The sequence below is a fragment of the Pseudomonas sp. CK-NBRI-02 genome (assembly GCF_008124495.1).
Taxonomy (GTDB): Bacteria; Pseudomonadota; Gammaproteobacteria; order Pseudomonadales; family Pseudomonadaceae; genus Aquipseudomonas; species Aquipseudomonas guariconensis.
Genome location: NZ_VSJH01000036.1, coordinates 109,255 through 131,467 on the forward strand (window position 1 = coordinate 109,255; position 22,213 = coordinate 131,467).

Consider the following 22,213-nt stretch of genomic DNA (forward strand, 5'->3'; position numbering starts at 1 on the left):
GGCAATTGCGGGTCTTGTCGATTCGGCACCCGGGACACTCGATACATTAAAGGAACTGGCCGGAGCATTGGCCAACGACCCGAACTTTGCCACCACCATGACCAATGCGCTGGCGGGCAAGCAGCCACTAGATGCGACCTTGACGGCGTTGGCAGGTGTTAACACGTCGGCGAACCAGTTGATCTACAGCACGGCCACCGACCAGTTCGCGACGACGCCATTGTCGGCGTTCATCCGTTCGTTGTTGGATGATGGTGATGCCGCAGCGGCTCGTGCCACCTTAGGTGCGGCGCAGGCATCGCATGGTCATTCCATCGCTGAAATTTCGGGCCTGGCCGCTGCCTTGAATGCAGCCTATGGTCTTGCCCAAGGATCCACGGGCCAGGACCCCAATCTTGCAGCCGACCATGTAATTCTCTCGAACCATGCGAACACCCCGGACCCGACCTATTTCTGGCACATCACGACGACGTTCTATGTCGCAGTTGCTGCTACATCGAATCGTGCGCAATTGGCGATTCAGTACAACGGCGGGAATGCGGTTTATGCGCGGAGCTTCTATGGAAGCCAGTGGACCGCTTGGGCGAGACTCGATAACGGCGTACCTCCTGGCAGTATCATCTATGTCGCCAGATCGACACCCCCGGTGGGCTACATCAAGGCGAACGGTGCAGCAGTAGGACGCGTCGCCTATGCCGGCCTGTTCGCCCAGATTGGTACGACATTCGGGGGCGGCGATGGTAGTACCACCTTCAACGTACCGGATTTGCGTGGCGAGTTTATCCGTGGCCTGGATGATGGTCGTGGCATGGATCCCAGCCGGGTCCTGGGCTCGATACAAGCCGGGCAGAACCTCAGCCACACCCATACTGGTTCTGCTGCCGCTGCTGGCGCTCATACGCACACCATCAGCGGTACAGCGCTGACTGCGGGTGAGCACACCCACACTGCACCTCGTGCTCAGAACAACGACGTAGGTGGTGGTTCACCCAACTTCACCACCGCGAATTTGCTCAATGGCACCACGGCCCCTACCCACGCTGCCGGTGCCCACACTCATTCGATCTCCGGTACTGCCGCAGCTGCTGGCGATCACACGCACGTCGTTACGATTGCCGCGAACGGCGGCAACGAAGCGCGCCCGCGCAACATGGCATTGCTCGCATGCATCAAATACTGACGAGGCAACAATGGACGCCCCTACGATCTACTATGTTCACCCGGACACGCTGGAGTATATCGGTAACGGATTTGCCGATCCGAGCCCACTCGAGGAAGGGAAATGGCTCATACCGGCTTTCGCTTATACCGACGCGCTTCCAGAACAACGTACTGGTTACGCAATTGTACGTAACCAGTTCCTCGAAGCCTGGGAGCTGGTCGAAGACAACCGTGGCACGGTTTATCTGACTGCTACCGGCGAGGCTCGCGATCATCTCACGTTAGGACCTCTGCCGGCTGAATTGACTCGTTTGCCATATCCAGGTCCTTTCCATATCTGGAACGGAAGCCAGTGGGTCGCGGATGCTGAGGCCCAATACGACAAAGCTATGGCTGAAGCGATCGCGTTGTGTGACAGAAAGCTCAGCGAAGCTGCCGTGCGCATCATGCCGCTGGAAGACGCCGCAGATATCGGTGAGGCGTCCGAAGAAGAGCAGGCCACTCTGCTGGCCTGGAAGCGCTATCGGATCGACCTCAGCCGAGTGAGCCAGCAACCAGGTTATCCCTTGTCTTTCAAATGGCCGACGAGCCCTGACCAAACTCGCGCCGAGCAGCCCTGATGAAACCCTCGGCGCCATGCTCCCGCAACCCTGAAGGCCTTGCCACCACGCAAGGCCTTTTCTTTATCTAAATGGAGAAAATACCTATGACTGGATTCTTCCACGGCGTCACCGTGACCAACGTCGACACCGGCGCACGCAGCATCGCGCTGCCGTCGTCTTCGATCATCGGCTTGGTCGACACCTTCACTGAAGGCCCGGGTGTCACCGCCAAGGCCAACGACTTGGTACTGATCACCAGCGAGCGCGAAGCGGTCGCGGCATTCGGCAAGGACGCGGCGATCACCAAGGCCTGCCGCGCCGTCTATACCCGCGCCAAGGCGGTGATCGTCGCCTGCGGCGTGGCCAAGGTCGAAGACGCTGCCGAGCAGACCGCCGCCATCATCGGCACTGTCCAGAACGACGGCAAGCGTACCGGCCTTCAGGCATTGCTCGATGGCAAGAGCCGCTTCAATGCCCAGCCACGCCTGCTGGTGGCGCCCAAGCACAGCGCCACCGATGCAGTCGGCACGGCCCTGGTGGCATTGGCCGACAAGCTGCGCGGCATCGCCATCATCGACGGCCCCAATACCACTGACGAGGCGGCCATCGCCTACGCCGGCAACTTTGGCGCCAAGCGGGCCTTCATGGTCGACCCAGGCGTGCGTTACTGGGACAACGACAGCGAAGCCACCGTCGACGCGCCGGGCTCGGCCTGGGTCGCCGGCCTGTTCGCCTGGACCGACAACGAATACGGCTTCTGGGCCTCGCCTTCGAACAAGGAGTTCGTCGGCATCACCGGCACCGGTCGCCCGGTGGAGTTCCTCGATGGCGACGACAGCTGCCGCGCCAACCTGCTGAACAACGCCAACGTCGCCACCATCATCCGCGACGACGGCTTCCGTCTGTGGGGCAACCGTACGCTGTCGAGCGACCCGAAATGGGCCTTCGTCACCCGCGTGCGGACCCTGGACATCGTCATGGACGCGATTCTGTACGGCCACAAATGGGCCGTCGATCGTGCCATCACCGCCACCTACGTCAAGGACGTCACCGAAGGCCTGCAGGCCTTCATGCGCGACCTGAAGAACCAAGGCGCGATCATCAACTTCGAGGTCTATGCCGACCCCGAGCTGAACACCGCCAGCCAGCTGGAGCAGGGCAAGGTGTATTGGAACATCCGCTTCACCGACGTCCCGCCCGCCGAAAACCCCAACTTCCGCGTCGAAGTCACCAACCAGTGGCTGACCGAAGTTCTCGATTCCGCTGCTTAAGGAGCGCATTACATGGCAATGATTCCCGAAACCCTGGCCAACCTGAACCTGTTCGTCGATGGCGTCAGCTTCCAGGGCGATGTCCCCAGCCTGACCTTGCCCAAGCTCACCCTGAAAATGGAGGAGCACCGCCCAGGCGGCATGGACATGCCGGTCGAGATGGACCTGGGCATGGAAAAACTCGAAGCGGCCTTCAGCACCACCGGCGTGCGTCGCGAGGCGCTGAAGTTCTTCGGCCTGGCCGATGCCAGCGCCTTCAACGGTACTTTCCGCGGGGCCTTCAAGGGCCTGAAGGGCAAGATCACCCCAGTGGTCGTCACTCTGCGTGGTGCGCTCAAGGAGGTCGAGATGGGCGATTGGAAATCCGCTGAAAAAGCCGAGATCAAGCACAGCATCGCCGTGACCTTCTACAAGCTCGAAGTCGATGGCCGCCCGGTCTACGAGATCGACGCCCTGGGCATGAAGCGCGTGATCAACGGTGTCGATCAACTGGCCGCCCAGCGCGCGGCCCTTGGCTTGTAAGGAGGCCTGACGATGGCTCAAGCGAAAAAGCTTCCGCAATGGCTGACCCTCAGTGCCGACCGCGTGACCGTGCGGCTTTCGCGCCCCAGTGAGGCCAATGGCGTGCAGGTCGACAGCCTGTCGATGCGCGCCCCGACGGTGCGCGACATCCGTAACGCCCAGGCAGGCGGCGCCCATGACGACGAGCAGCGCGAACTGAACTTGTTCGCCTCCCTCGCCGAAGTCGGTGTCAAGGATCTGGAAGGCCTGGCCCTGAAGGACTACAGCCGCCTTCAGAGCGGCTACTTTCGCCTGGTGCAGGACGACGAGCTTTGACCCTGCCCGGCAGAAGGCCGCCGCCCGGCGGCTGGCCAAGGAGCTGAACTTTTCCGCGAGCGAAATCATGACCATGTCGTACAGCGACATGGTCTGGTGGCTGGCGGAGTGATCAGGAGGAACCTATGGAGAACACATCGGTGCTCACCGTCGGCGTCACCAGCGATCGGGCACTGGGCAGTACCTTCAATACGTTGCGCGCTCAATTCGAACGCTTGCGCATGCCGCTTGAGGGCATGCAAGTCGAGCCGTACATCAGCGAGATCAGCCGTCTGGGGTTGGAGGTCGACAAGACGGCACAGGCCCAAAGACGGCTGGCCAGCGATCAGACATGGGCCTTGAAGGCGCAGGTCGACCAGGTGCGGCGCCTGGCCGATGAGATCGAGCGCCTGCGCAAGCTTTGCCTGTCTGCAAGCGAGATTGGCTCCACGCAGGCGCCGCGCCAGAGCGTCGTGATGAAGCCTGTACAGCGGCCTATGGGCAGTGATTCGCCTGAGCCGCGTAGCTCGGAACAGGGATTCATCCCTCTGGAGTCGGCGAACAGTGGTCTGACGGTAGTCAAGGCCGGCATGATCGGCACGGCCACCGTCGGCGCAGGCGTTGCCGCTGCTGCGCTTGGGCGTGCTGCGCACAGGATGTATAAGCGCCAATCACTTAAAAGGCGCCGTGAGATCACCCGTGGCGTTCGGCAGAGCGCTGGCAAGGCGGGCGCCAAGCTGGTCAGCAAACTGGGGTTGGCGACGTTGGAGGACAGTGGCCAGGACCAGGCCGAGGCGGTGGGTGCAGCTCTCGGCGGTGCGCTCGGAAACATGGGCGCGCAACTACTGGGTGGCTTGACCAAGAACAAGCAGATCCAAATGCATGGCGGTGAGATCGGTGAGCTGATAGGCGAGGGTGTCGGCGGCTTTATCGGCAAGACATTCCAAGGCTGGTTTTCTGACACGGCGGGCGCCAACGAGATGCCTGACGACAGCGCAGTGCAGGCGTCACCGGCCTTATCGCAGCAACCCGCGGAACAAGGGGCGTTTTCTCAGGGGCCGCAGACAAGCAGCCGGGAAGGCATCAACAGGGGATTGGTCATAGGCGGTGCCCTCGTTGGTACCGCAGCGGTCGCGATGGCCGGACGCAAAGCCCATAAAGCTTACTCGCGTCTGCCACGTAAGCGGCGCAATAGACTCGCTGGCGGTCTGCGGGAGAGCGCTGGCAAAGCTGGCGCCAAGCTGATCGGTAACTTGGGCTTGGCCCTGCTTGAGGACAGCGGCGAAGACCAAGCTGAAGCAGTCGGATCCGCGCTTGGCGGTGCGATGGGGAACCTCGGCACGCAGCTGTTGGGAGGCCTGACCAAGAACAAGCGGATCCAGCAGTACGGCGGTGAGATCGGCGAATTGATCGGCGAAGGCATCGGCGGCTTCCTCGGCAAGACGGTACATGGGGTGTTCTCCGGCACGCCGGCTGCCAACGATCCGTCCGCCATAACAGCCCCCGGTAGTGCCATAAGCCGTTCAGCCTCGGGCCATGCACACCAAGTCGTTGATGAATGGGCGTCGGATGAAAGCGAGGAAGAAGAGGAAGTGGATGAAGCAGCGCCCGAGCCTGCGTTTTCCGAGGCGCAGGAGCCTGCTTCTACAGTCCTCCTGCAAAGGGCTGCCCAGAAGCCTGCTTTCGCCCTAGGCAGCACCGCGTTCACCGGCCTTGCAGGCAAGGCCAGTCCTGGCAGTGCCGGCGCTTCCTTGGCCCGACGGGCGTTCAGACGAGTGCCAGGCGTTGCGTTGCTCGACACCGGCCTGCAACTTGCCGAAACCTTCAACAGCGACGCCACCCAGGAGCAGAAGCTCGAAGGCTATGGCAGCGCTGTCGGTGGTCTGGGTGGTGGCCTTGCCGGTGCAGCCGCCGGTGCGGCTATCGGTTCGGTAGTACCGGTGATCGGGACCGCGATCGGCGGCTTGATCGGAGGCGTGTTGGGCAGCATGGGTGGAGAGGGTATCGGTGGCTGGCTGGGCAGGACGCTGGCCTCGAACAAGGACGAAGCGGCTGGCAAACCTGCCGTGAGCGAGGCGGCGCGAGTACTGGATACTGCCTCTGCGCCGCCAACGTTGCCCGCATCACCCGCTGCGTCGCCGACGCAACCGACTCCTCCTACCACCATCAACCAGCAATTCACCTTCACATCCAACATGCCGGTCACTTTCAACAACAGCCTGGATGATCCTTCGGTCCTCCAGCAACTGGAGATGATCGCCCGGCGTCAGCTGGAAGAGCTGATGCGCCAAGCCCGCTCGGCGCAATTGGCAGATACCCCACATATCGCACTTTGAGGACTATCCATGACCTATCTGGAGCAGCTGCAAGCCACGCTGCACGCCCTGGTCAAGGCGGGAGAGGCAGGGCGTCGGCGTGCCGATGCCATGCTCGATCCGATGGCCGAGGCGATCGATCATATCCAGGGCGCCGTCTCCGACCTGGAGGCGTTGCCGGTGGTTGGCCCGATCATTGGGGCCAAACTCCAGCGCACCCTGGGCGCGATCAACCGGGCCCAGGATCAGGTGGCCAAGGTCGTGGCCAAATATGACCAGGCGGTGGCAATGGTGCGGCAGGTACGGGAGCGCATCGACAGTTTTGCCGGCCATGCGGCCAAAGCCGGCGCGGCAATCCGTCGTGTCGTCGGGGCGGTGAGTTCGACGGTGGAGGGCGTGCTGTCGACTCTGGGCTTCGCGCCCGAGGGAACGCCCGCCGCCGAAGCGGTCAAGCCGTTCCCCCACCTGTTGGTTCTGCAACCGTTGAAGCCAGGCGCTGCGCCCTATTACTTCAACCTCGATACCGCTGCCTTCGATCAGTTGCGTCGCCAGACGCGCTATCGCTGGGTCGGGCAAGAGCGCCTGAGCCGCGACAACGCGCAACAGGCTGTCAGCCTGGGCGAGGAGCACATCTACATCCGCGGGGCCATCTACCCCGGCTTCAAGGGCGGTATCGGCCAGTTGCAGGCGCTGCGCAGCATCGGCCGTCAACTGTTGCCCCTGTCCTTGACCACGGGCTACGGCGAGGTGCTCGGCACTTGGTGCCTGACCAGCATCGAAGAGGAGCAGAGCCAACTGTTGGCTGGCGGCATTCCGCGCAAACAAGGGTTTTCACTGGAGTTCGTGAGCTATGGCCAAGACCTGCGCAACCTCTGAGGGCGATCTGCTCGACACGCTCTGCCAGCACTACTACGGGCACCTTGTGGGCTCCGTCGAGGCGGTGCTGGATGCCAACCAAGGACTGGCGGATGAGCCTCAGCCGTTTCGCGCAGGCGTGAGGATTCGACTGCCGGAGCTGCCCGCGGTGGCGAGCGACACCCTGCAACTGTGGGACTGATGCGTGGCCGGTTTCGACCGGGCCGGGCAACGGTTCCTTCCAAGGAGCCTGACATGCAACCGCAATTTCGCATTACCGCCGACGGACACGACGTTACCCTGCTGATCAACGACCGCCTGCTCTCACTGCGCACCACGGACAAGCCTGCCCTTGAGTCGGACGAGTTCGAGTTGCGCATCGATGCCCGTGACGGCGCTGTCGCACTGCCGTCCCGGGGCGCCGTGCTCGAGGTGCACCTGGGCTATGCCGGACAGACATTGAACCTGCTGGGGCGCTACACCGTCGATGAGATCGAGCTGACCGGCCCGCCGGATACCCTGGTGATCCGAGGCAAGGCCAGCGACCTGCGTGGCAGCGGCAAGACTATACGCAGCGGCAGTTGGGAGCAGGTCACCCTGCAGCGCATCGTTGCCGATATCGCTGCCCGCAATGGCTGGCAGGCGGTGTGCCCCGTGACGCTGCACGTGCCGCGGGTCGATCAGTACAGCGAGTCCGATTTCAATTTCATCACCCGCCTGGCACGGCTGCACGACTGCACTGCAAAGCTTGCCAATGGCCAGCTGTTGGTACTGCCGCGCCAGGGAGGGCAGAGCGCCAGCGGCAAGGCCCTCGGTGTGGTAAGCATTGCCCGCGCCGATGTCAGCCAGTGGCAGTTTCGCCTGGGCGATAAAACCACGCACAAAGCGGTACGCGCCCGCCACCAAGATCCTGCCAGCGGTGAACTCAAGACGGTCGAGCTCGCCAATGGCGATGCGCCGGACGGCCTGCAACCTGTGTACACCGATCGCCATCTCTACCCCAACCGCGCTGCCGCTGAACAAGCGGCCAGGGCCCGCCTGGCCAGCTTCAATCGCGACACCGCCAGCGTGCGCCTGGACATGCCAGGGCGTACCGACCTCTTCGCCGAGCGACGTATCAATCTGCAAGGGTTTCTTCATGGCCTGGACGGGGACTATCTGGTCGAATCGGTCGAGCAGGTGTTCACCCTGTCGGGCTGGCGTACCACCGTGCAATGCAATGGCGGTAATGGGGGGAAAGCAAAGGCAAAAGGAGGAATGTCCAAGCGAACCGGCGTGATGAGTCAGTAGCGAGTAGATAAGTGCAGGGGGCGTATTTCCCCGCGCCTTGGTTTTCAATGCCCCTTTATTGTCCGTCGTCCAATACAGAGGATGACGGGGATCTGGTAATGAGTGGAACAGTAAGTTGCGAAAAACTGTATAGCCCAATCGGCTGCTCCTCGACGTTCAAACGTTGACCGAGGTGTAGTACCGCATGGCTAGGACGATTGAAATTATCTTGGGTTATGTCGACAAACCGGTCGGCGCGGCGGCGGCAGGAGCGTCGTTGGTTGATCAGTACAATAGTGATAAGACGGGCTTCGCCTTGGTGAACCAGAGCGCGCAGACGGGGGCTGCGGTGGCCAATGTGACTTCGATTGTTAGGTTGACGGCTGGATTTACGCCATTTCTGAATATCAAGATGAATACGTTTGCAGCAACGACAGTATTCCTCAAGATAACGGCTCAATACCGGAGGCATGGTAATGTTAATCCCGGTGATGTTCTCAGTATTGTTGGGAATGTGGCTGGGATTGTGGGTAGCTTGATTTGCTGGCTGGGGCGGTAAAAATATCTCTACCCTTCGTTGCGATTGGTGTGGGGACGAGTATGGTAAGCATCGTCATGTCAGATGCCGCGAAATTGTTGCATGTGGCCTTCACTAAGACGTTGTGGGAAAACTACCTTCGAGCGAGCCTGAAGGAGAGCTTCCCTAGTTATTGGGTGGCGCCAAATTTTAAACGGGTATCTCTCGCGCACCTTGGTATCCATTTTGCGGCCCGTGCTGAAGTGAGTAGAGAGGGCCGTTCGGCGAGATCCATTGTCTTGGTGGAAGGTAAGCCTGAACGCTACTGGGGGCTTTGGGTAGGTGATGAAGACAGAGGCTATCCACCTCCAATTATTTATCCCCTTTCCGAATTTCCTGATTGGCGAATCGATATTGGTCCTATTGAAATAGTCAGTCCCGCGGCCTCTCGGTAATTTAGAAGTCGGTATTCTCATAAAGTGTCTTCAATTATTTTGTTTCGCGAACTGCTTAAAGCGGTCTCGCCTAAACTACAGATTTTTAATGTCTTGCTGGTTGCAATCGTGCTGCTGGCGTCCGCTGCACTGTATTACAGTACGCTGCGGACATATACATTACCTGTTTTGACCCGTCTGCTTTTTGTAGAGGGCCGGATCCATGGTGAGGGACAAAGTTGGGCATATGACCGAACCGTGGTCCAGTTTGGTGTTGCTTACAGTGTGCATGGTAAAAAATATATTAAGCCTGTGTATGCTGACTTATCGGTCTACCAGCAATCGGGGTTACAAGTAGGTAGCCGGGTGCATTTGGCTGTAGAGCCCTCGGGGCAAGACAGTGAGGTGCGGGAGCTAACAACTCAAGAGGGACGTGTTGTGTTCAATGATGAGTTACATCGGCGGATCATCGAGCGCAACAATGAATCGGTCTGGCGGAATGCCGGTCTGTTGATATTAGTGGCAGTACTCCCTTTGTTCGTGGCACTTCGAATTGCTTGGAGAAGTCGCAGGACGCTTTTTCAATAATGCAAGTTAGCTGACCAGCTCTTGGGTCTGGTGGAGTTTCGTGCGGCAGGAGGTGATAGTTATGGGGCAAGCCGATATATAAAATCTCCATTGGGTGAGTGGGGAGGTTGGGTGGCTTTATTTAGCGCCCATGATTTGTCGCTCTCTCCGTCTCCCTGTTGGTAAGTCGATGTCAACTCATGGAAGTCCGCAGTCTTCACGGAGTGTGTATAGGCAATGTTGATGAACGTCTATGCTCCCAAGATAACAGGTTTTCAATCTTTTTATTATTGCGGTAGGACTTTGGTCTTTTGCTGCGCTCTACTACTCGCAGCTGCGAGTGTATGCACCGGTTGATGTAACTAGGCTTGTGAACTTAGAGGGGCGTGTTAACGGCCATGCCTCATCTTGGGAGCATGATCCGGCTATCGTAACACTGGGGATCACTTTCAGGTTGAACGGGGCAAAACACGTCAAGGCAGTGTATGTCAACCAGGCGATCTACCAGCAGACAGGCTTACGGATTGGTTCTAAGGTACTTCTGACCGTGGAAGTCGGCGAGCCAGATATTGTACTACGTGAACTGGCGACTCAAGAAGGGCTGGTTGTTTTCGATGATGATTTCAATCGACAAATAATCGAGTGGAACAATGAGTCGATCTGGCGAAATGTCGTGCTTTTGGCGCTTGTATCTTTTGCGCCATTTTTCGTGGCACTTAGAGTCGCCTGGAAACATCGTCGGGCACTTTTTAAATAATGTCGATCGGCTCGATAAAGCCCGGGTTCGCACCGGGCTTTTTTGTGTCCGAATCCTGCGTGATCAAGGAGATATCCATGCTTACGGAAGACCAACTACTCGCGATCTTCCCCAATGCCCGCCCTGTCGCGGACGTGTTTTTGCCAGCCCTGAACACCACCCTGCCGCGCTGGGAAATCGACAATCCCAAACGCGTCGCAGCGTTTCTCGCCCAGGTCGGCCATGAATCTGGCCAACTGCGCTACCTCAAGGAGCTGGGCAATGATCGTTACCTCTCGCGTTATGACACGGGCAGCCTGGCCCAGCGACTAGGCAATACCCCCGAGGCTGATGGTGATGGTCAGCTCTATCGCGGCCGTGGCCTGATCCAGGTGACCGGTCGCAATAACTATCAGGCCTGCAGTCGGGCGCTGTTTGGTGACGAACGCCTGCTGGCGCAGCCGCAGATGCTTGAACAACCCCGCTGGGCCTGTGAATCGGCGGCGTGGTTCTGGCATTCACGCGGGCTCAATGCGCTGGCGGACCGGGGTGAGTTCAATCGCATCACCCGTCACATCAATGGTGGGCTCAATGGGCTGGAAGATCGTCTGGCCTTGTGGGCACGGGCGCGGGAGGTGCTGTGTTGAGCCGCCTATGGCTGGGGCTGTGTCTGGTGCTCGTGCTGTTGTCTTCGGCATTGACCTGGCAGGTCCAGGCCTGGCGCTACGGCCGGCTGTTCGCGCAGCAGGCCGAGGCTCAAGCCCATGAGGCCCAGGCGCGTGCAGAGGAAGCAGCGCGAGCGCTGCTCGCCGAGCGCGAGGGACGCCAGCAACTCGAACAACGCCTGCAAGGCAGTGAAACACGACATTTCCAGGAGCTCGCCCATGCCCAACAGACTCAAGCTCGCCTGCGTGACCGCCTGGCTACTGCTGACCTGCGGTTGTCAGTCTTGGTCGAACAGGGCGCCAACTGCCCCGCAGTGCCTGCCCCCTCCAGCGCCAGCGGCGTGGATCATGGCCCCGTACGCGCCCGACTTGACCCAGCGGATGCTCGACGCATTATCGCCATCACCGACACCGGAGACCGGGGACTGATCGCCCTGCGCGCCTGCCAGGATTACATTCGGGCATTGGCGCGCTGAGCGCTTGCCTGGCCAAGCGAGGGTGGTAGGGTAGAGCGCAGTTTTCAAGGAGCCCAGCCATGGACCCGATCACCGTTCTTTCTACCCGTCTTGGTGAGCACTTGCGGCGCCTCAATGCGCAGGTGAGCACTGCCGAGTCCTGCACCGGTGGCGGCATCGCCGAGGCCATCACCCGCATTCCCGGCAGCTCGGCGTGGTTCGAGGCCGGTTACGTGACTTATTCCAATACCCAGAAGACCCGCCAGCTGGGTGTCCCTGAAGTGTTGTTCGGCCAGGTGGGCGCGGTGAGCCAGGAAGTGGTCGAGGCCATGGTCCGTGGCGCTCAAGCTGCCAGCGGGGCGCGTTTTGCCGTGGCGGTCAGTGGTGTGGCCGGGCCCGATGGCGGTTCACCTGCCAAACCGGTGGGTACCGTGTGGCTGGCATGGGCCGATGGCAACCATGTGATCAGCGAGCGCCGGCACTTCGACGGCGACCGCGAAGCGGTGCGCCGACAGACGGTGATCACCGCCTTAGACGGCTTGTTACAGCTTGGTGCGGAGTAAATCACCCGACGGGGGTTTGCCAAAGCGAATCCCTGTGGAATAATACTGGCTACTTATACAGTTATTCCCGGCCGCAGGGCCGCCCGTCGAACACGTGAGGATTTCAATGGACGACAACAAGAAGCGCGCCTTGGCTGCTGCCCTGGGTCAGATCGAACGCCAATTCGGCAAGGGCGCGGTCATGCGCATGGGCGACCACGAGCGTCAGGCCATCCCGGCCATTTCCACTGGCTCCCTGGGTCTGGACATCGCCCTGGGCATCGGCGGCTTGCCTAAAGGCCGTATCGTTGAAATCTACGGTCCGGAATCCTCGGGTAAGACCACACTGACCCTGTCGGTTATCGCCGAAGCCCAGAAAAACGGCGCCACCTGCGCCTTCGTCGATGCCGAGCACGCCCTTGATCCCGAGTACGCCGGCAAGCTGGGCGTCAATGTCGATGACCTGTTGGTCTCCCAGCCAGACACCGGCGAGCAAGCCCTGGAAATCACCGACATGCTGGTGCGTTCCAACGCCGTTGACGTGATCATTGTCGACTCCGTGGCCGCGCTGGTCCCGAAGGCCGAAATCGAAGGCGAAATGGGTGACATGCACGTGGGTCTGCAGGCTCGCCTGATGTCCCAAGCGCTGCGCAAGATCACCGGTAACATCAAGAACGCCAACTGCCTGGTCATCTTCATCAACCAGATCCGTATGAAGATCGGTGTGATGTTCGGTAGCCCGGAAACCACCACCGGTGGTAACGCATTGAAGTTCTACGCCTCCGTGCGTCTGGACATCCGTCGTACCGGCGCTGTCAAGGAAGGCGACGAGGTGGTGGGTAGCGAGACCCGCGTCAAGATCGTCAAGAACAAGGTCTCGCCGCCGTTCCGCCAGGCCGAGTTCCAGATCCTCTATGGCAAGGGTATCTACCGCAACGGTGAGATCATCGACCTGGGTGTATCCCAAGGCCTGGTGGAAAAATCCGGTGCCTGGTACAGCTACCAAGGCAACAAGATCGGTCAGGGCAAGGCCAACGCTGCCAAGTTCCTGCAAGACAACCCAGCTGTAGGGGCGGAGATCGAGAAACAAATCCGCGAAAAACTGCTCAACGCAGGTGCCGTCGCCGCTGCTGGCAAGGCCGCCGCTGCTGAAGCCGATGCCGACGACATGGCTGACGCCGACGCCGGTTATTGATTGGCCCATGTCCGTCGTACTCGACAACCCCGTCGCCGTTCGGCGGACAGCCATGGACCTGCTCGCACGCCGCGAGCATGGTCGTGTCGAGCTGACACGTAAGCTGCGTCAGCGCGGCGCACCGGATGAGTTGATCGAGCCTGCGCTCGATCGGCTTGCCGAAGAGGGGCTCCTCAGTGAGGCACGCTACCTCGAAAGCTTCATTTCCTATCGTTCCAATGCCGGCTACGGCCCAGCGCGTATTCGCGAAGAGTTAGGGCAACGCGGCCTGAACCGTGGTGACATCGACCAGGCTCTGCGTGAAAGCGGAGTGGACTGGGCGGCCCGGCTGCAGGAAGTCTGGCAACGCAAGTTCGCCGGGCAACGTCCCCATGATCCCCGAAGCCGTGCCCAGCAGACCCGATTTCTTGCCTACCGTGGATTCCCCATGGAACTGATCGGCCGCCTGCTCAGCGGCCGCAATCTTGACGACTGATTCTTCAGTTTCCCGCTGTCCCCTTTCTCAATCGACCTTCAAGGCTTCCCTTGCTCGCTGTGTGGTGTGCATGGGCTGGGGCTTGGCCCAGTTTTCCGGCAGATTGATGAAGTCCACCAGTTCGCGTAGGCGGCCCTGATCACGGCCATTGAAGGCAAAGGTCAATCGGGTCAGGTGGTTGAAGTTGCCTATCTCGTGCTCGAGGCCGCTGTCTGGTTGTTGATGGTACTTGCCGCTCAGGCGTAGATCGGCGAATCCTTCCTGGATGTCGTAGAGCGCTGCATCGCTCAAGGGATGATGCATGCGAATCACGAACTGGTTCTTCAACCAGCGGCTGGAGTGGTAGTTGCTGTAGAACTGGTTGATCTCCTCCACCGCTTCGTCGGCGCTGTGGACCAGGCGCACCAGCTTCATGTCGCTGGGCAGAATGTAGCGGTTTTCCTCCAGTTGCTTGCTGATGAACGCCAGCGCGTCGCGCCAGAAGGTTCCGCCTGGTGAGTCCAGCAGTACCACTGGCACCAGAGGGCTTTTGCCTGTCTGGATCAAGGTGAGTACCTCGAGAGCTTCATCCAGAGTGCCGAATCCACCTGGGCAGAGCACCAGGGCATCGGCTTCCTTGACGAAGAACAGTTTGCGAATGAAGAAGAAATGGAAGGGCAGTAACTGGTCAGTGCCATCCACTGTGGCATTGGCATGTTGCTCGAAAGGCAAGGTGATGTTGAATCCCAGGCTGTGCCCGGTGCCGGCGCCTTCATGGGCTGCGGCCATGATACCTCCGCCGGCACCGGTAATGACCATCAGGTCGGAGCGTGCCAGGGTGGCGCCCAGTTCACGGGCAAGCGCATACATGGGGTGTTCCAATGGCGTACGCGCCGAGCCGAAAACGGTGACCTTCCGCCGTCCCTTGTAGCGTTCCAGGGTGCGGAAGGAATGGTCGAGTTCGCGCAGGGCCTGCAGCGTGATCTTGGCGTTCCAGCGGTTGGTGTCGTCGTGGGCCATGCGCAGGATGGTCAGCATCATGTCGCGGTACAGCGGCAGGTTGGGGCTGTTGGGCGCGACCAGTTGCAGCTGTTCATCAATCTTGCTCAGGTCGATGCCGTTGTCCCTGAAATGATTGAACAAGAGTTCGTTCGGTTGGTAAGGCATTCAACGTCTCCTTCTGCAGCAGAACCTCTGACCGGGACGATGGGGTATCCCGGCCGCGACACTGCGTGTGTCGCTGGCTGCCGTTGCTCGAGTATGCAACCCGAGCATTGCAGTGGGCCTTCAAGGCCATGATGCAGTGACAAATGTCCATCACATTGTTGTTATCGCAGTGCAAGAGCGCCGCGCCTGGGCAGTCTCCTCGGGTGCCGGAAATGCGCGGGTATTTGCTATCAATCTAGACCCAAGCGTTAGATCGTGCCGATTCAAGACAGTGCGATGTCCGATAACAGAGCAGTTTTCCCGCTCGTCGGGAGGGGGCCAGCTGTAACGCAGCTCTGGTTAACTGGAAACGCAACGTCTCGATGCAGGAGGTCGCGGTATGCATCGGTTGATCATCGAGGTGGATAGGCAGCTATATCTGCTGCTGGAGCGGGCTGCCCAGGCCCATCACGTGAGCCTGGAAGCCGAGTGCTTGCGCAGGTTGGAAGTCGCAGAGCGGCACTCGCGTTATCTACAGGCTCTGCTGGCGGAGTTGCGCGCCGATGAAGAACAGCGGCGCGCCAGTAACAACGACAGGGTTGCCTGAGTTACTTCTTCTTGTTACCCGCCACGCAGCTGGAGGCGTCGAAGGCTTGGTCCATGATCGGCTGGTTGGTCTTGTAGACCGAAAACCGATAGACCAGGACCGCGCCCTTGGACATCAGCTGACGATAGCCATTGTTGCGGCACACGCTGTCGCCCAGCTGGCTGCGAACCTGTTCCGGGTTGGCGCGCATCCGCTCGGCGTGGCTCTCGCGTACGCTCAGGTGGTTGACCAACGCCCGGCCTTTCTCGACGGTATAGCCTTGGTCGAGGATATCTTCGTTGATGGCACGCGGGGTGCCGACGCTGCTTTCCTTGGCGACCTTCTGCAGCATCTGGTTCAGCTCGTATTCCTGCTTGGAGGCCGCCTGGGCCGCCAGTGGCAGTGCGAGCAGCAGGCTCAAGGTCGGGATGGTAAGACGCAGCATGAATCTCTCCTGGTTCGATGACTGGCACTTTGACCTGCGCCAGCGAGCGGCGTTCCATGAAACCACCCGCCTGTGGGATATCCCAGGTCGCCAAAATCGCGATTATAAAGGAGGCGTCCGTCCACCTGCACGGCAAATGACAACGCCTCTGGTAGACTGGCGGCTTGTTTCCCGCCGAGTTGCAACCGTGCCTGTTTCCTTCCTTCTGCGAGGCGTGCAGCCATGAGCCACGCCGTAGCACGCCTGCGCGCCGAACGCCTGGCCCGCAGCAACAAGCCCTTCATCGCCCGTGGTTCGCGCGCGGTGCGTTGTCCGGATTGCCGCGTGATCGCCAGCCACTGCCTGTGTGCCTTTAAGCCCAAGGTCACCGCCGACGCCGGCATGTGTCTGGTGATGCATGATACAGAGCCACTCAAGCCGACCAATACTGGCTGGCTGATCGCTGATCTGGTAGAGGACACCTCGGCCTTTGGCTGGCTCCGTACCGACGTCGACCCGCGCCTGCTCGCATTGCTCGACGACCCCAAATGGCAGCCCTACATCGTCTTCCCCGGTGAGTTCGTCGCGCCAGAGCGGGTTGTCAGCGAGGTGGTGCGCGAGCCGGGTAAACGCCCGTTGTTCATTCTGCTCGACGCCACCTGGACCGAAGCCCGCAAGATGTTTCGCAAGAGCCCTTATCTGGACCGCTTCCCAGTTCTGAGCCTGCAGGCCGAGCAGATGTCGCGTTACAAGCTGCGCCGTTCCAAACGTGATGACCATTTCTGTACCGCCGAGGTTGCGGCAATGTGCTTGGAATTGGCCGGTGACCAACGCGCCAGCGAGGCACTGGACGCCTACCTGGATGTGTTCAGCCTGCATTATTTGAGTGCCAAGCGGCACTTGCCGCTGGATCTGGACGACGACGCGCATCGGCGGTTGCATACCTTCCTATAGTCCAAGGGGCAGGCGCGGTGGATTGGTTCATAATGACGAGGCTGGCAGTCAAGGAGGCGGGGACGACCGGGCAATTGGCTTGACCACCCGGACCGTGCTCGGCATTCTTGGCGCCGATTCGGGCACGACGAAGATGCTGTTATCCCGGACTTCGCCGTGCCATTGCGGCCGGCGGCCCTGCCGTTTGCGCCTTGAGTTGCTCGCCAGGCATTCCTCCACCCCTCGCGCCTGGCACAGAACAGGATCCTTAGATCGATGGCCACATACGAAATCCTGATTGCCGATGACCACCCACTGTTTCGTAGCGCCCTGCGCCAGGCCGTTACCCTCGGCCTGGGGCCGGATGTACGTCTGGTCGAGGTGGCGAGCATCGCCGAGCTGGAAACCCGCCTGTCCGAGAAGGCCGACTGGGATCTGGTCCTGTTGGACCTGAACATGCCCGGCGCCTATGGTTTCTCCGGCTTGGTCCTGCTGCGTGGGCAGTACCCGCAGATTCCAGTGGTCATGGTCTCGGCGCAGGAAGAGGCGGCCGTGGTGGTCAAGTCTCGCGAGTTCGGTGCCAGCGGTTTCATCCCCAAGTCGAGCAACCTGGACGTCATCCAGGATGCAGTGCAGAAGGTGCTCGATGGTGACGTGTGGTGGCCGCCACAGGCGTTCGAGAAGGTCGATGTCTCGGCCGAGGCCAAGGCTGCGAGCGAAGGTCTGGCCAGTCTGACGCCGCAGCAGTTCCGGGTGCTGACCATGGTCTGTGAAGGTTTGCTGAACAAGCAGATCGCCTACGAATTGAGCGTGTCGGAGGCGACCATCAAGGCTCACGTGACGGCAATCTTCCGCAAGCTGGGGGTGCGTACCCGTACTCAGGCAGCGTTGCTGCTGCAACAACTCGAATCGGTTTCGGCTAACTAAGTTCCCGTATATTCACGCTTTTTTGACCCGGGTTGGACTAATCTGCTGGCCCTTTAATCGGTGAAGTAACCGTCCATGTCGCCATTCAAGGGCCAGACCGGCCTTAAACGTATCTTCAACGCCGCCGGCTATTCGTTGGACGGCCTGCGTACCGCTTTCAAGGGCGAGGCGGCGTTCCGCCAGCTGGTGCTGGCCAACGTCGTACTGATTCCGTTGGCCTTCTGGCTGCCCGTCACCCGTGTGGAGCGTGCGATCCTTATCGCCGTATGCTTGCTGGGGTTGATCGTCGAGTTGCTCAATTCTGCGGTTGAGGCGGCCATCGACCGTATCTCCCTGGAGCGCCACCCCTTGTCCAAGAATGCCAAGGACATGGGCAGCGCCGCGCAACTGGTCGCGATGACCATGGTGGCGCTGGTGTGGGGTGTAATCCTGCTCTGATCAGGCAATCGGCGGCAGGACGATCTCGTCACTGCGGCTGACGCCGGCGGTGAAGTTACGGCACAGCTCCAGGAATTCGCGCATGGCCGAGGTCTGGTATTTCTGCTTGTGCCAGATGAAATAGAACTGCCGCGACAAGTCCAGTTCCGGCGTTTCCACCGCCACCAGGCTGCCACGCCGGAACGCGTCGCGCAGGGCCAGGCGCGAGATGCAGCCGATGCCCAAGCCGGACTCAACGGCGCGTTTGATCGCCTCGGTGTGTTCCAGCTCCAGGCGGATGTTCAGGTTGGCGCGGTGATGACGCATGGCTTGGTCGAACGTCAGCCGCGTCCCCGAGCCTTGCTCGCGAAGAATCCACGCCTCGTGGGACAAGGTCTCCACATCTGCCCGGCCCACCTTGGCCAAGGGATGCTGAGGCGCGCAGAACACCACCAGTTCATCTTCCACCCAGGGCTGCACTTCCAGATCCGGGTGGTTGCAGTCGCCTTCGATTAGACCCAGGTCAATTTCATAGTGCGCGACCTGCTGCACGATATGTACGGTGTTCTGCACATGGAGTTTGACCTGACTCTCCGGGTGACCCTGCATGAAGCTGCCGATCAGCAGGGTTGCCAAGTAGTTGCCGATGGTCAAGGTGGCACCGACCGAGAGCGATCCGAAGCCGGACTTGCCATTGAGCAGGTCCTCGATCTCCTTGGCCTGGTCGAGCAGGGCAACGGCCTGGGGCAGCAATTGATGGCCCAAGGCATTGAGGCTCAGCCGTTTACCCGCGCGGTCGAATAACTGGCAGCTCGATTGCCGCTCCAGTTCAGTGATCGAGGTGCTGGCGGCCGATTGCGACAACGCCAACAGGCTCGCGGCCCGGGACACGCTTTGGTGCTGGGCGACGGCGACAAAGACTTGTAGCTGACGAAGCGTGAATCGCATATCTATATAACCGATAAGACATATCTTGATAATCCATTTAACAGATATTGTCGCTGCCCCTAAAATATCGCGCAATAGTGCGCTAGGTCCGCGCCGCGTCTTTCTTCAGGAGCCCCATCGATGAGCAACATGAACCACGAACGTGTCCTCAGTGTGCACCACTGGAACGACACTCTGTTCAGCTTCAAGTGCACCCGTGATCCGGGCCTGCGCTTCGAGAACGGTCAGTTCGTGATGATCGGCCTGCAACAGGACAACGGCCGTCCGCTCATGCGCGCCTATTCCATCGCTTCGCCTAACTGGGAAGAGCACCTAGAGTTCTTCAGCATCAAGGTGCCGGATGGCCCGCTGACCTCCCAGCTGCAGCACTTGAAGGAAGGTGACGAGATCATCATCAGCAAGAAGCCCACCGGTACCCTGGTGCTCGACGACCTGAACCCGGGCAAGCACCTTTACCTGCTGAGCACCGGCACCGGTCTGGCGCCGTTCATGAGCGTCATCCAGGATCCGGAAACCTACGAGCGCTTCGAAAAAGTGATCCTGGTTCACGGCGTGCGCTACGTCAACGAAGTCGCCTACCGTGAGTTCATCACCGAGCACTTGCCACAGAACGAGTTCTTCGGCGAGGCAGTTCGCGACAAGCTGATCTACTACCCGACCGTGACCCGCGAGCCGTTCGAAAATCAGGGCCGTCTGACCGACCTGATGCGCAGCGGCAAGCTGTTCAGCGACATCGGCCTGCCGCCGATCAACCCACAAGACGACCGCGCCATGATCTGTGGTAGCCCGAGCATGCTCGACGAAACCGCCGAGGTTCTCGACAGCTTCGGTCTGAAGATCTCCCCACGCATGCGTGAGCCAGGTGACTACCTGATCGAGCGTGCTTTCGTCGAAAAGTAAGACGAATCGCACAACGCAAAAACGCAGGCCATGGCCTGCGTTTTTTTATGTCCGGAAAAGGGTACTGCCGGCGGCTGCACCGCCGGGAATTTTCCGAAAGGCTTAAGCGTCCGGTACGACTTCCAGAACACGGATCTGGTCTGGCTTCGGGTAGTGCCAGCGCACCTGGACATCCCAGAACTTCACCCCATACACCCGATCAGCTGGCGGTACCTGGTAAGCCGGGCGTGGGTCCTGCGCCAGGCACTGCTCGATCAGCTCGACCAATGGCTCTCGAAGACGCAAGGCATGTGTATGGGCCTGGGGTAGGGCGGCCTCGCTCCAGGTCACGGCAATAGGTTCAGGCGCATCGCTGGCCATCTGGTTGGTTGCATCATCGATGCAGTCGGCGTAGGGCACATAAGGCTTGATGTCCAGTACCGGCGTCCCGTCGAGCAGGTCGATCCCCGACAGCAGCAGACGACCTGCCTCGACACCCTCCAGGCGCACCACTGACTGGCCGATACCATTGGGTCTGTGGGTGGCGCGGGTGGCGAACACGCCCATGCTCTTGTTGCCCCCTAGGCGCGGCGGGCGCACCTTCAGGCGGGGCTTGTCTTCCAGGGCCTGGTGGAACAGGAACAACAGCCAGACATGGCTGACCTGTTCGAGCCCGGCGACGGCATCACCCTGGTCGAACGGGGGCAGCAGTTCCAGCACGCCACGTGCGGCGGGCGCAAGCTGCGGCTGGCGAGGTATGGCGAACTTCTCCTTGAAGCATGAGCGGACGATGCCAACCGGTGAGACCGTGTGTTGCATCGTGCTCAGCCACGCACACGCAGGGTCAGGCCCTTGAGAAAGTTACGCAGCAGCTGGTCGCCACAAGGTCGGTAGTTGTCATGGCCGACCTTGCGGAACAGCGCGCTGAGTTCGGGTTTGGACACTGGGAAGTTGACCGACTTCAGAATCACGTGCAGGTCTTCCTCCTTGAGTTCGAAGGCCACGCGCAACTTCTTGAGGATGGTGTTATTGCTCACCGGGACTTCGATCGGTTGCGCCGGGCGGCTGTCATCGCGGCCTCGACGGTGAATCACCAACCCGTCGAGAAAATGCGCCATGACCCGTTCCGGGCAACGCACGTAGCCGGCTTCATCTTCTTTCTTCAAGTAGGTGGCGACCGCTTCGGGAGAAACTTCGAGGCCGGTCAGCCCAATGATCTCGGCCATTTGGGCATCGCTGACCTTGAGCATGTAGCGCAGGCTGCGCAGGACATCGTTGTGGTTCATGGTGACAAATCCTGTTCAGGCGCCACGCCAGCAGTGGCGTGGCGATAATGCTAGGGGCAGTGTGGCCCGGTGCGGATACATTGCGTACAGGGCCTAGAAGCGTTCGTTGGTCGCCAGGTAGCGCCACTGCCCGGCGGGCAGCTTGCCCATGGACACCCCGCCCAGGCGGATACGGCGCATACCCAGCACCTTGAGTCCAAGGGCGGCGCACAAGGCGCCGATCTGCCCGGGCCGCGGGTTCTTCAGGGCTAGGCGCAGATGGCTTTCGTTCTGCCAACTGGCCTTGGCCTTGGGCAGTTCCTGACCGCTGCGGGTGATGCCACGGGCAAGGCGCTGCAAGGCCTCTGCCGACGCCTGGCCTTCGACCTGGACGATGTACTCCTGCTCCATCCGATGAAGATCGGCCTCGAGCTTGCGGGTGACTCGCCAGTCCTGGGTGTACAGCTGCATACCGGTTGCGCCGGGTTCCAGAGGCGCGACACAGGACAACCTGGCGAAGTGACCATGCAGCGGGCGCACCGAAGGCGGATGGGCTTCGCTGAGGGTAGCCATGGTCATGCTGCTGCGACCGCTCTCGGCGTCCTGACCAGCCGTTTGATTGAGCAGGAGCGTGACCGGTGGTAGTTGCTCGGCGCGTGCTCCCGGAAGCAGTGCAACCTGCTCGGCCCCGACCTTGTAGTGGGGTTGCTCGACCACGACGCCATCCACCGTGACCCAGCCGCCCTCGATGTACAGCTCGGCCTCGCGGCGGGAGCAACCAAGTTGCTCGATGAGGCGTTTGGAGAGGCGCAGGGGTTCTGACATGAAGGCAAT

Annotated in this window: 28 protein-coding genes; 22 read left to right on the forward strand and 6 right to left on the reverse strand. The window is 60.5% G+C overall.

The genetic code is table 11. The annotated features are described in order from the left end of the window. The first annotated feature begins 97 nt into the window (after window positions 1-97). The 17 genes from DQ397_RS20620 (at window position 98) to recX (ending at window position 13,875) form a co-directional block, all read left to right on the forward strand. Window positions 98-1,180, forward strand: coding sequence for a phage tail protein (locus DQ397_RS20620; protein ID WP_148921619.1), 1,083 nt, complete (start codon window positions 98-100; stop codon window positions 1,178-1,180). 10 nt (window positions 1,181-1,190) lie between these two features. Then, entirely contained in the window at window positions 1,191-1,781 is a 591-nt protein-coding gene (locus DQ397_RS20625) for a tail fiber assembly protein (RefSeq protein ID WP_043208782.1), read from the forward strand. An 86-nt stretch (window positions 1,782-1,867) separates the two neighbouring features. Then, the gene (locus DQ397_RS20630) at window positions 1,868-3,034 is read left to right on the forward strand and encodes a phage tail sheath family protein (protein ID WP_043208780.1); all 1,167 of its coding nucleotides are present in this window, start codon (window positions 1,868-1,870) and stop codon (window positions 3,032-3,034) included. Window positions 3,035-3,046: 12 nt separating this feature from the next. Then, a complete protein-coding gene (locus tag DQ397_RS20635; protein ID WP_043208778.1) occupies window positions 3,047-3,556 on the forward strand; it encodes a phage major tail tube protein in 510 nt (169 codons plus the stop codon). Between the two features lie 12 nt (window positions 3,557-3,568). Continuing rightward, complete coding sequence (locus DQ397_RS20640) at window positions 3,569-3,871, forward strand: phage tail assembly protein (protein ID WP_043208777.1); 303 nt, start codon at window positions 3,569-3,571, stop codon at window positions 3,869-3,871. 125 nt (window positions 3,872-3,996) lie between these two features. After that, the gene (locus DQ397_RS24790) at window positions 3,997-6,186 is read left to right on the forward strand and encodes a hypothetical protein (RefSeq protein ID WP_043208773.1); all 2,190 of its coding nucleotides are present in this window, start codon (window positions 3,997-3,999) and stop codon (window positions 6,184-6,186) included. 9 nt (window positions 6,187-6,195) lie between these two features. Then, window positions 6,196-7,041 (forward strand): phage tail protein, encoded by an 846-nt coding sequence (locus DQ397_RS20650; protein ID WP_043208771.1) that lies wholly within the window; start codon window positions 6,196-6,198, stop codon window positions 7,039-7,041. Then, window positions 7,016-7,222 carry a tail protein X gene (locus DQ397_RS20655; protein WP_043208769.1) on the forward strand — a complete coding sequence of 69 codons (207 nt, stop codon included), beginning with the start codon at window positions 7,016-7,018 and terminating at the stop codon, window positions 7,220-7,222. Before DQ397_RS20650 ends, DQ397_RS20655 begins: the two co-directional genes overlap by 26 nt. Before the next feature lie 53 nt (window positions 7,223-7,275). Then, window positions 7,276-8,310 carry a phage late control D family protein gene (locus DQ397_RS20660; RefSeq protein WP_043208765.1) on the forward strand — a complete coding sequence of 345 codons (1,035 nt, stop codon included), beginning with the start codon at window positions 7,276-7,278 and terminating at the stop codon, window positions 8,308-8,310. Window positions 8,311-8,494: 184 nt separating this feature from the next. Then, entirely contained in the window at window positions 8,495-8,848 is a 354-nt protein-coding gene (locus DQ397_RS24575) for a hypothetical protein (RefSeq protein WP_052352416.1), read from the forward strand. Between the two features lie 437 nt (window positions 8,849-9,285). Further along, entirely contained in the window at window positions 9,286-9,828 is a 543-nt protein-coding gene (locus DQ397_RS20670; protein WP_148921608.1) for a hypothetical protein, read from the forward strand. 319 nt (window positions 9,829-10,147) lie between these two features. Further along, window positions 10,148-10,564 (forward strand): hypothetical protein, encoded by a 417-nt coding sequence (locus tag DQ397_RS20675; RefSeq protein WP_148921609.1) that lies wholly within the window; start codon window positions 10,148-10,150, stop codon window positions 10,562-10,564. 77 nt (window positions 10,565-10,641) lie between these two features. Next, window positions 10,642-11,190, forward strand: a complete 549-nt coding sequence (locus DQ397_RS20680; protein WP_043208763.1) for a glycoside hydrolase family 19 protein — start codon at window positions 10,642-10,644, stop codon at window positions 11,188-11,190. Continuing rightward, window positions 11,187-11,684, forward strand: a complete 498-nt coding sequence (locus DQ397_RS20685; protein WP_043208905.1) for a lysis system i-spanin subunit Rz — start codon at window positions 11,187-11,189, stop codon at window positions 11,682-11,684. Before DQ397_RS20680 ends, DQ397_RS20685 begins: the two co-directional genes overlap by 4 nt. Before the next feature lie 59 nt (window positions 11,685-11,743). Further along, complete coding sequence (locus tag DQ397_RS20690) at window positions 11,744-12,226, forward strand: CinA family protein (protein WP_043208761.1); 483 nt, start codon at window positions 11,744-11,746, stop codon at window positions 12,224-12,226. A 106-nt stretch (window positions 12,227-12,332) separates the two neighbouring features. Further along, entirely contained in the window at window positions 12,333-13,400 is a 1,068-nt protein-coding gene (gene recA / locus DQ397_RS20695; protein WP_043208760.1) for a recombinase RecA, read from the forward strand. A 7-nt stretch (window positions 13,401-13,407) separates the two neighbouring features. Continuing rightward, window positions 13,408-13,875, forward strand: coding sequence for a recombination regulator RecX (gene recX, locus DQ397_RS20700; RefSeq protein WP_043208758.1), 468 nt, complete (start codon window positions 13,408-13,410; stop codon window positions 13,873-13,875). A gap of 27 nt (window positions 13,876-13,902) precedes the next feature. Here the strand turns inward: recX and DQ397_RS20705 are convergent, their stop codons facing one another. Then, a complete protein-coding gene (locus DQ397_RS20705; RefSeq protein ID WP_043208756.1) occupies window positions 13,903-15,021 on the reverse strand; it encodes an LOG family protein in 1,119 nt (372 codons plus the stop codon). A gap of 379 nt (window positions 15,022-15,400) precedes the next feature. Here DQ397_RS20705 and DQ397_RS20710 point away from each other — a divergent pair, with 379 nt between their 5' ends. After that, on the forward strand, window positions 15,401-15,607 hold the full coding sequence (locus tag DQ397_RS20710; protein WP_043208754.1) for a hypothetical protein: 207 nt from the start codon (window positions 15,401-15,403) through the stop codon (window positions 15,605-15,607). A gap of 1 nt (window position 15,608) precedes the next feature. Here the strand turns inward: DQ397_RS20710 and DQ397_RS20715 are convergent, their stop codons facing one another. Next, window positions 15,609-16,031 (reverse strand): quorum-sensing-regulated virulence factor family protein, encoded by a 423-nt coding sequence (locus DQ397_RS20715; RefSeq protein ID WP_043208752.1) that lies wholly within the window; start codon window positions 16,029-16,031, stop codon window positions 15,609-15,611. Window positions 16,032-16,253: 222 nt separating this feature from the next. Here DQ397_RS20715 and DQ397_RS20720 point away from each other — a divergent pair, with 222 nt between their 5' ends. The 3 genes from DQ397_RS20720 (at window position 16,254) to DQ397_RS20730 (ending at window position 18,308) form a co-directional block, all read left to right on the forward strand. Further along, on the forward strand, window positions 16,254-16,964 hold the full coding sequence (locus DQ397_RS20720; protein ID WP_070572311.1) for a tRNA-uridine aminocarboxypropyltransferase: 711 nt from the start codon (window positions 16,254-16,256) through the stop codon (window positions 16,962-16,964). 255 nt (window positions 16,965-17,219) lie between these two features. Continuing rightward, entirely contained in the window at window positions 17,220-17,870 is a 651-nt protein-coding gene (erdR, locus tag DQ397_RS20725) for a response regulator transcription factor ErdR (RefSeq protein WP_043208748.1), read from the forward strand. Window positions 17,871-17,945: 75 nt separating this feature from the next. Then, window positions 17,946-18,308 carry a diacylglycerol kinase gene (locus DQ397_RS20730; protein WP_043208747.1) on the forward strand — a complete coding sequence of 121 codons (363 nt, stop codon included), beginning with the start codon at window positions 17,946-17,948 and terminating at the stop codon, window positions 18,306-18,308. Here the strand turns inward: DQ397_RS20730 and finR are convergent, their stop codons facing one another. Further along, window positions 18,309-19,235, reverse strand: a complete 927-nt coding sequence (gene finR, locus DQ397_RS20735; protein WP_043208745.1) for a LysR family transcriptional regulator FinR — start codon at window positions 19,233-19,235, stop codon at window positions 18,309-18,311. A gap of 120 nt (window positions 19,236-19,355) precedes the next feature. On the opposite strand from finR, the gene fpr reads away from it, so the two are divergent. Beyond that, on the forward strand, window positions 19,356-20,135 hold the full coding sequence (fpr, locus tag DQ397_RS20740) for a ferredoxin-NADP reductase (protein ID WP_043208743.1): 780 nt from the start codon (window positions 19,356-19,358) through the stop codon (window positions 20,133-20,135). 102 nt (window positions 20,136-20,237) lie between these two features. On the opposite strand, the gene tsaA is transcribed toward fpr, so the two are convergent. The 3 genes from tsaA to DQ397_RS20755 all read right to left on the reverse strand — a co-directional run bounded on the left by tsaA (window position 20,238) and on the right by DQ397_RS20755 (window position 22,204). Next, on the reverse strand, window positions 20,238-20,933 hold the full coding sequence (gene tsaA / locus DQ397_RS20745) for a tRNA (N6-threonylcarbamoyladenosine(37)-N6)-methyltransferase TrmO (protein ID WP_043208741.1): 696 nt from the start codon (window positions 20,931-20,933) through the stop codon (window positions 20,238-20,240). A 5-nt stretch (window positions 20,934-20,938) separates the two neighbouring features. After that, window positions 20,939-21,400, reverse strand: coding sequence for a DUF1456 family protein (locus DQ397_RS20750; RefSeq protein ID WP_043208739.1), 462 nt, complete (start codon window positions 21,398-21,400; stop codon window positions 20,939-20,941). A 93-nt stretch (window positions 21,401-21,493) separates the two neighbouring features. Continuing rightward, window positions 21,494-22,204: an rRNA pseudouridine synthase gene (locus DQ397_RS20755; protein ID WP_043208737.1), complete on the reverse strand. Its 711-nt coding sequence runs from the start codon at window positions 22,202-22,204 to the stop codon at window positions 21,494-21,496. Between the last annotated feature and the right edge of the window lie 9 nt (window positions 22,205-22,213).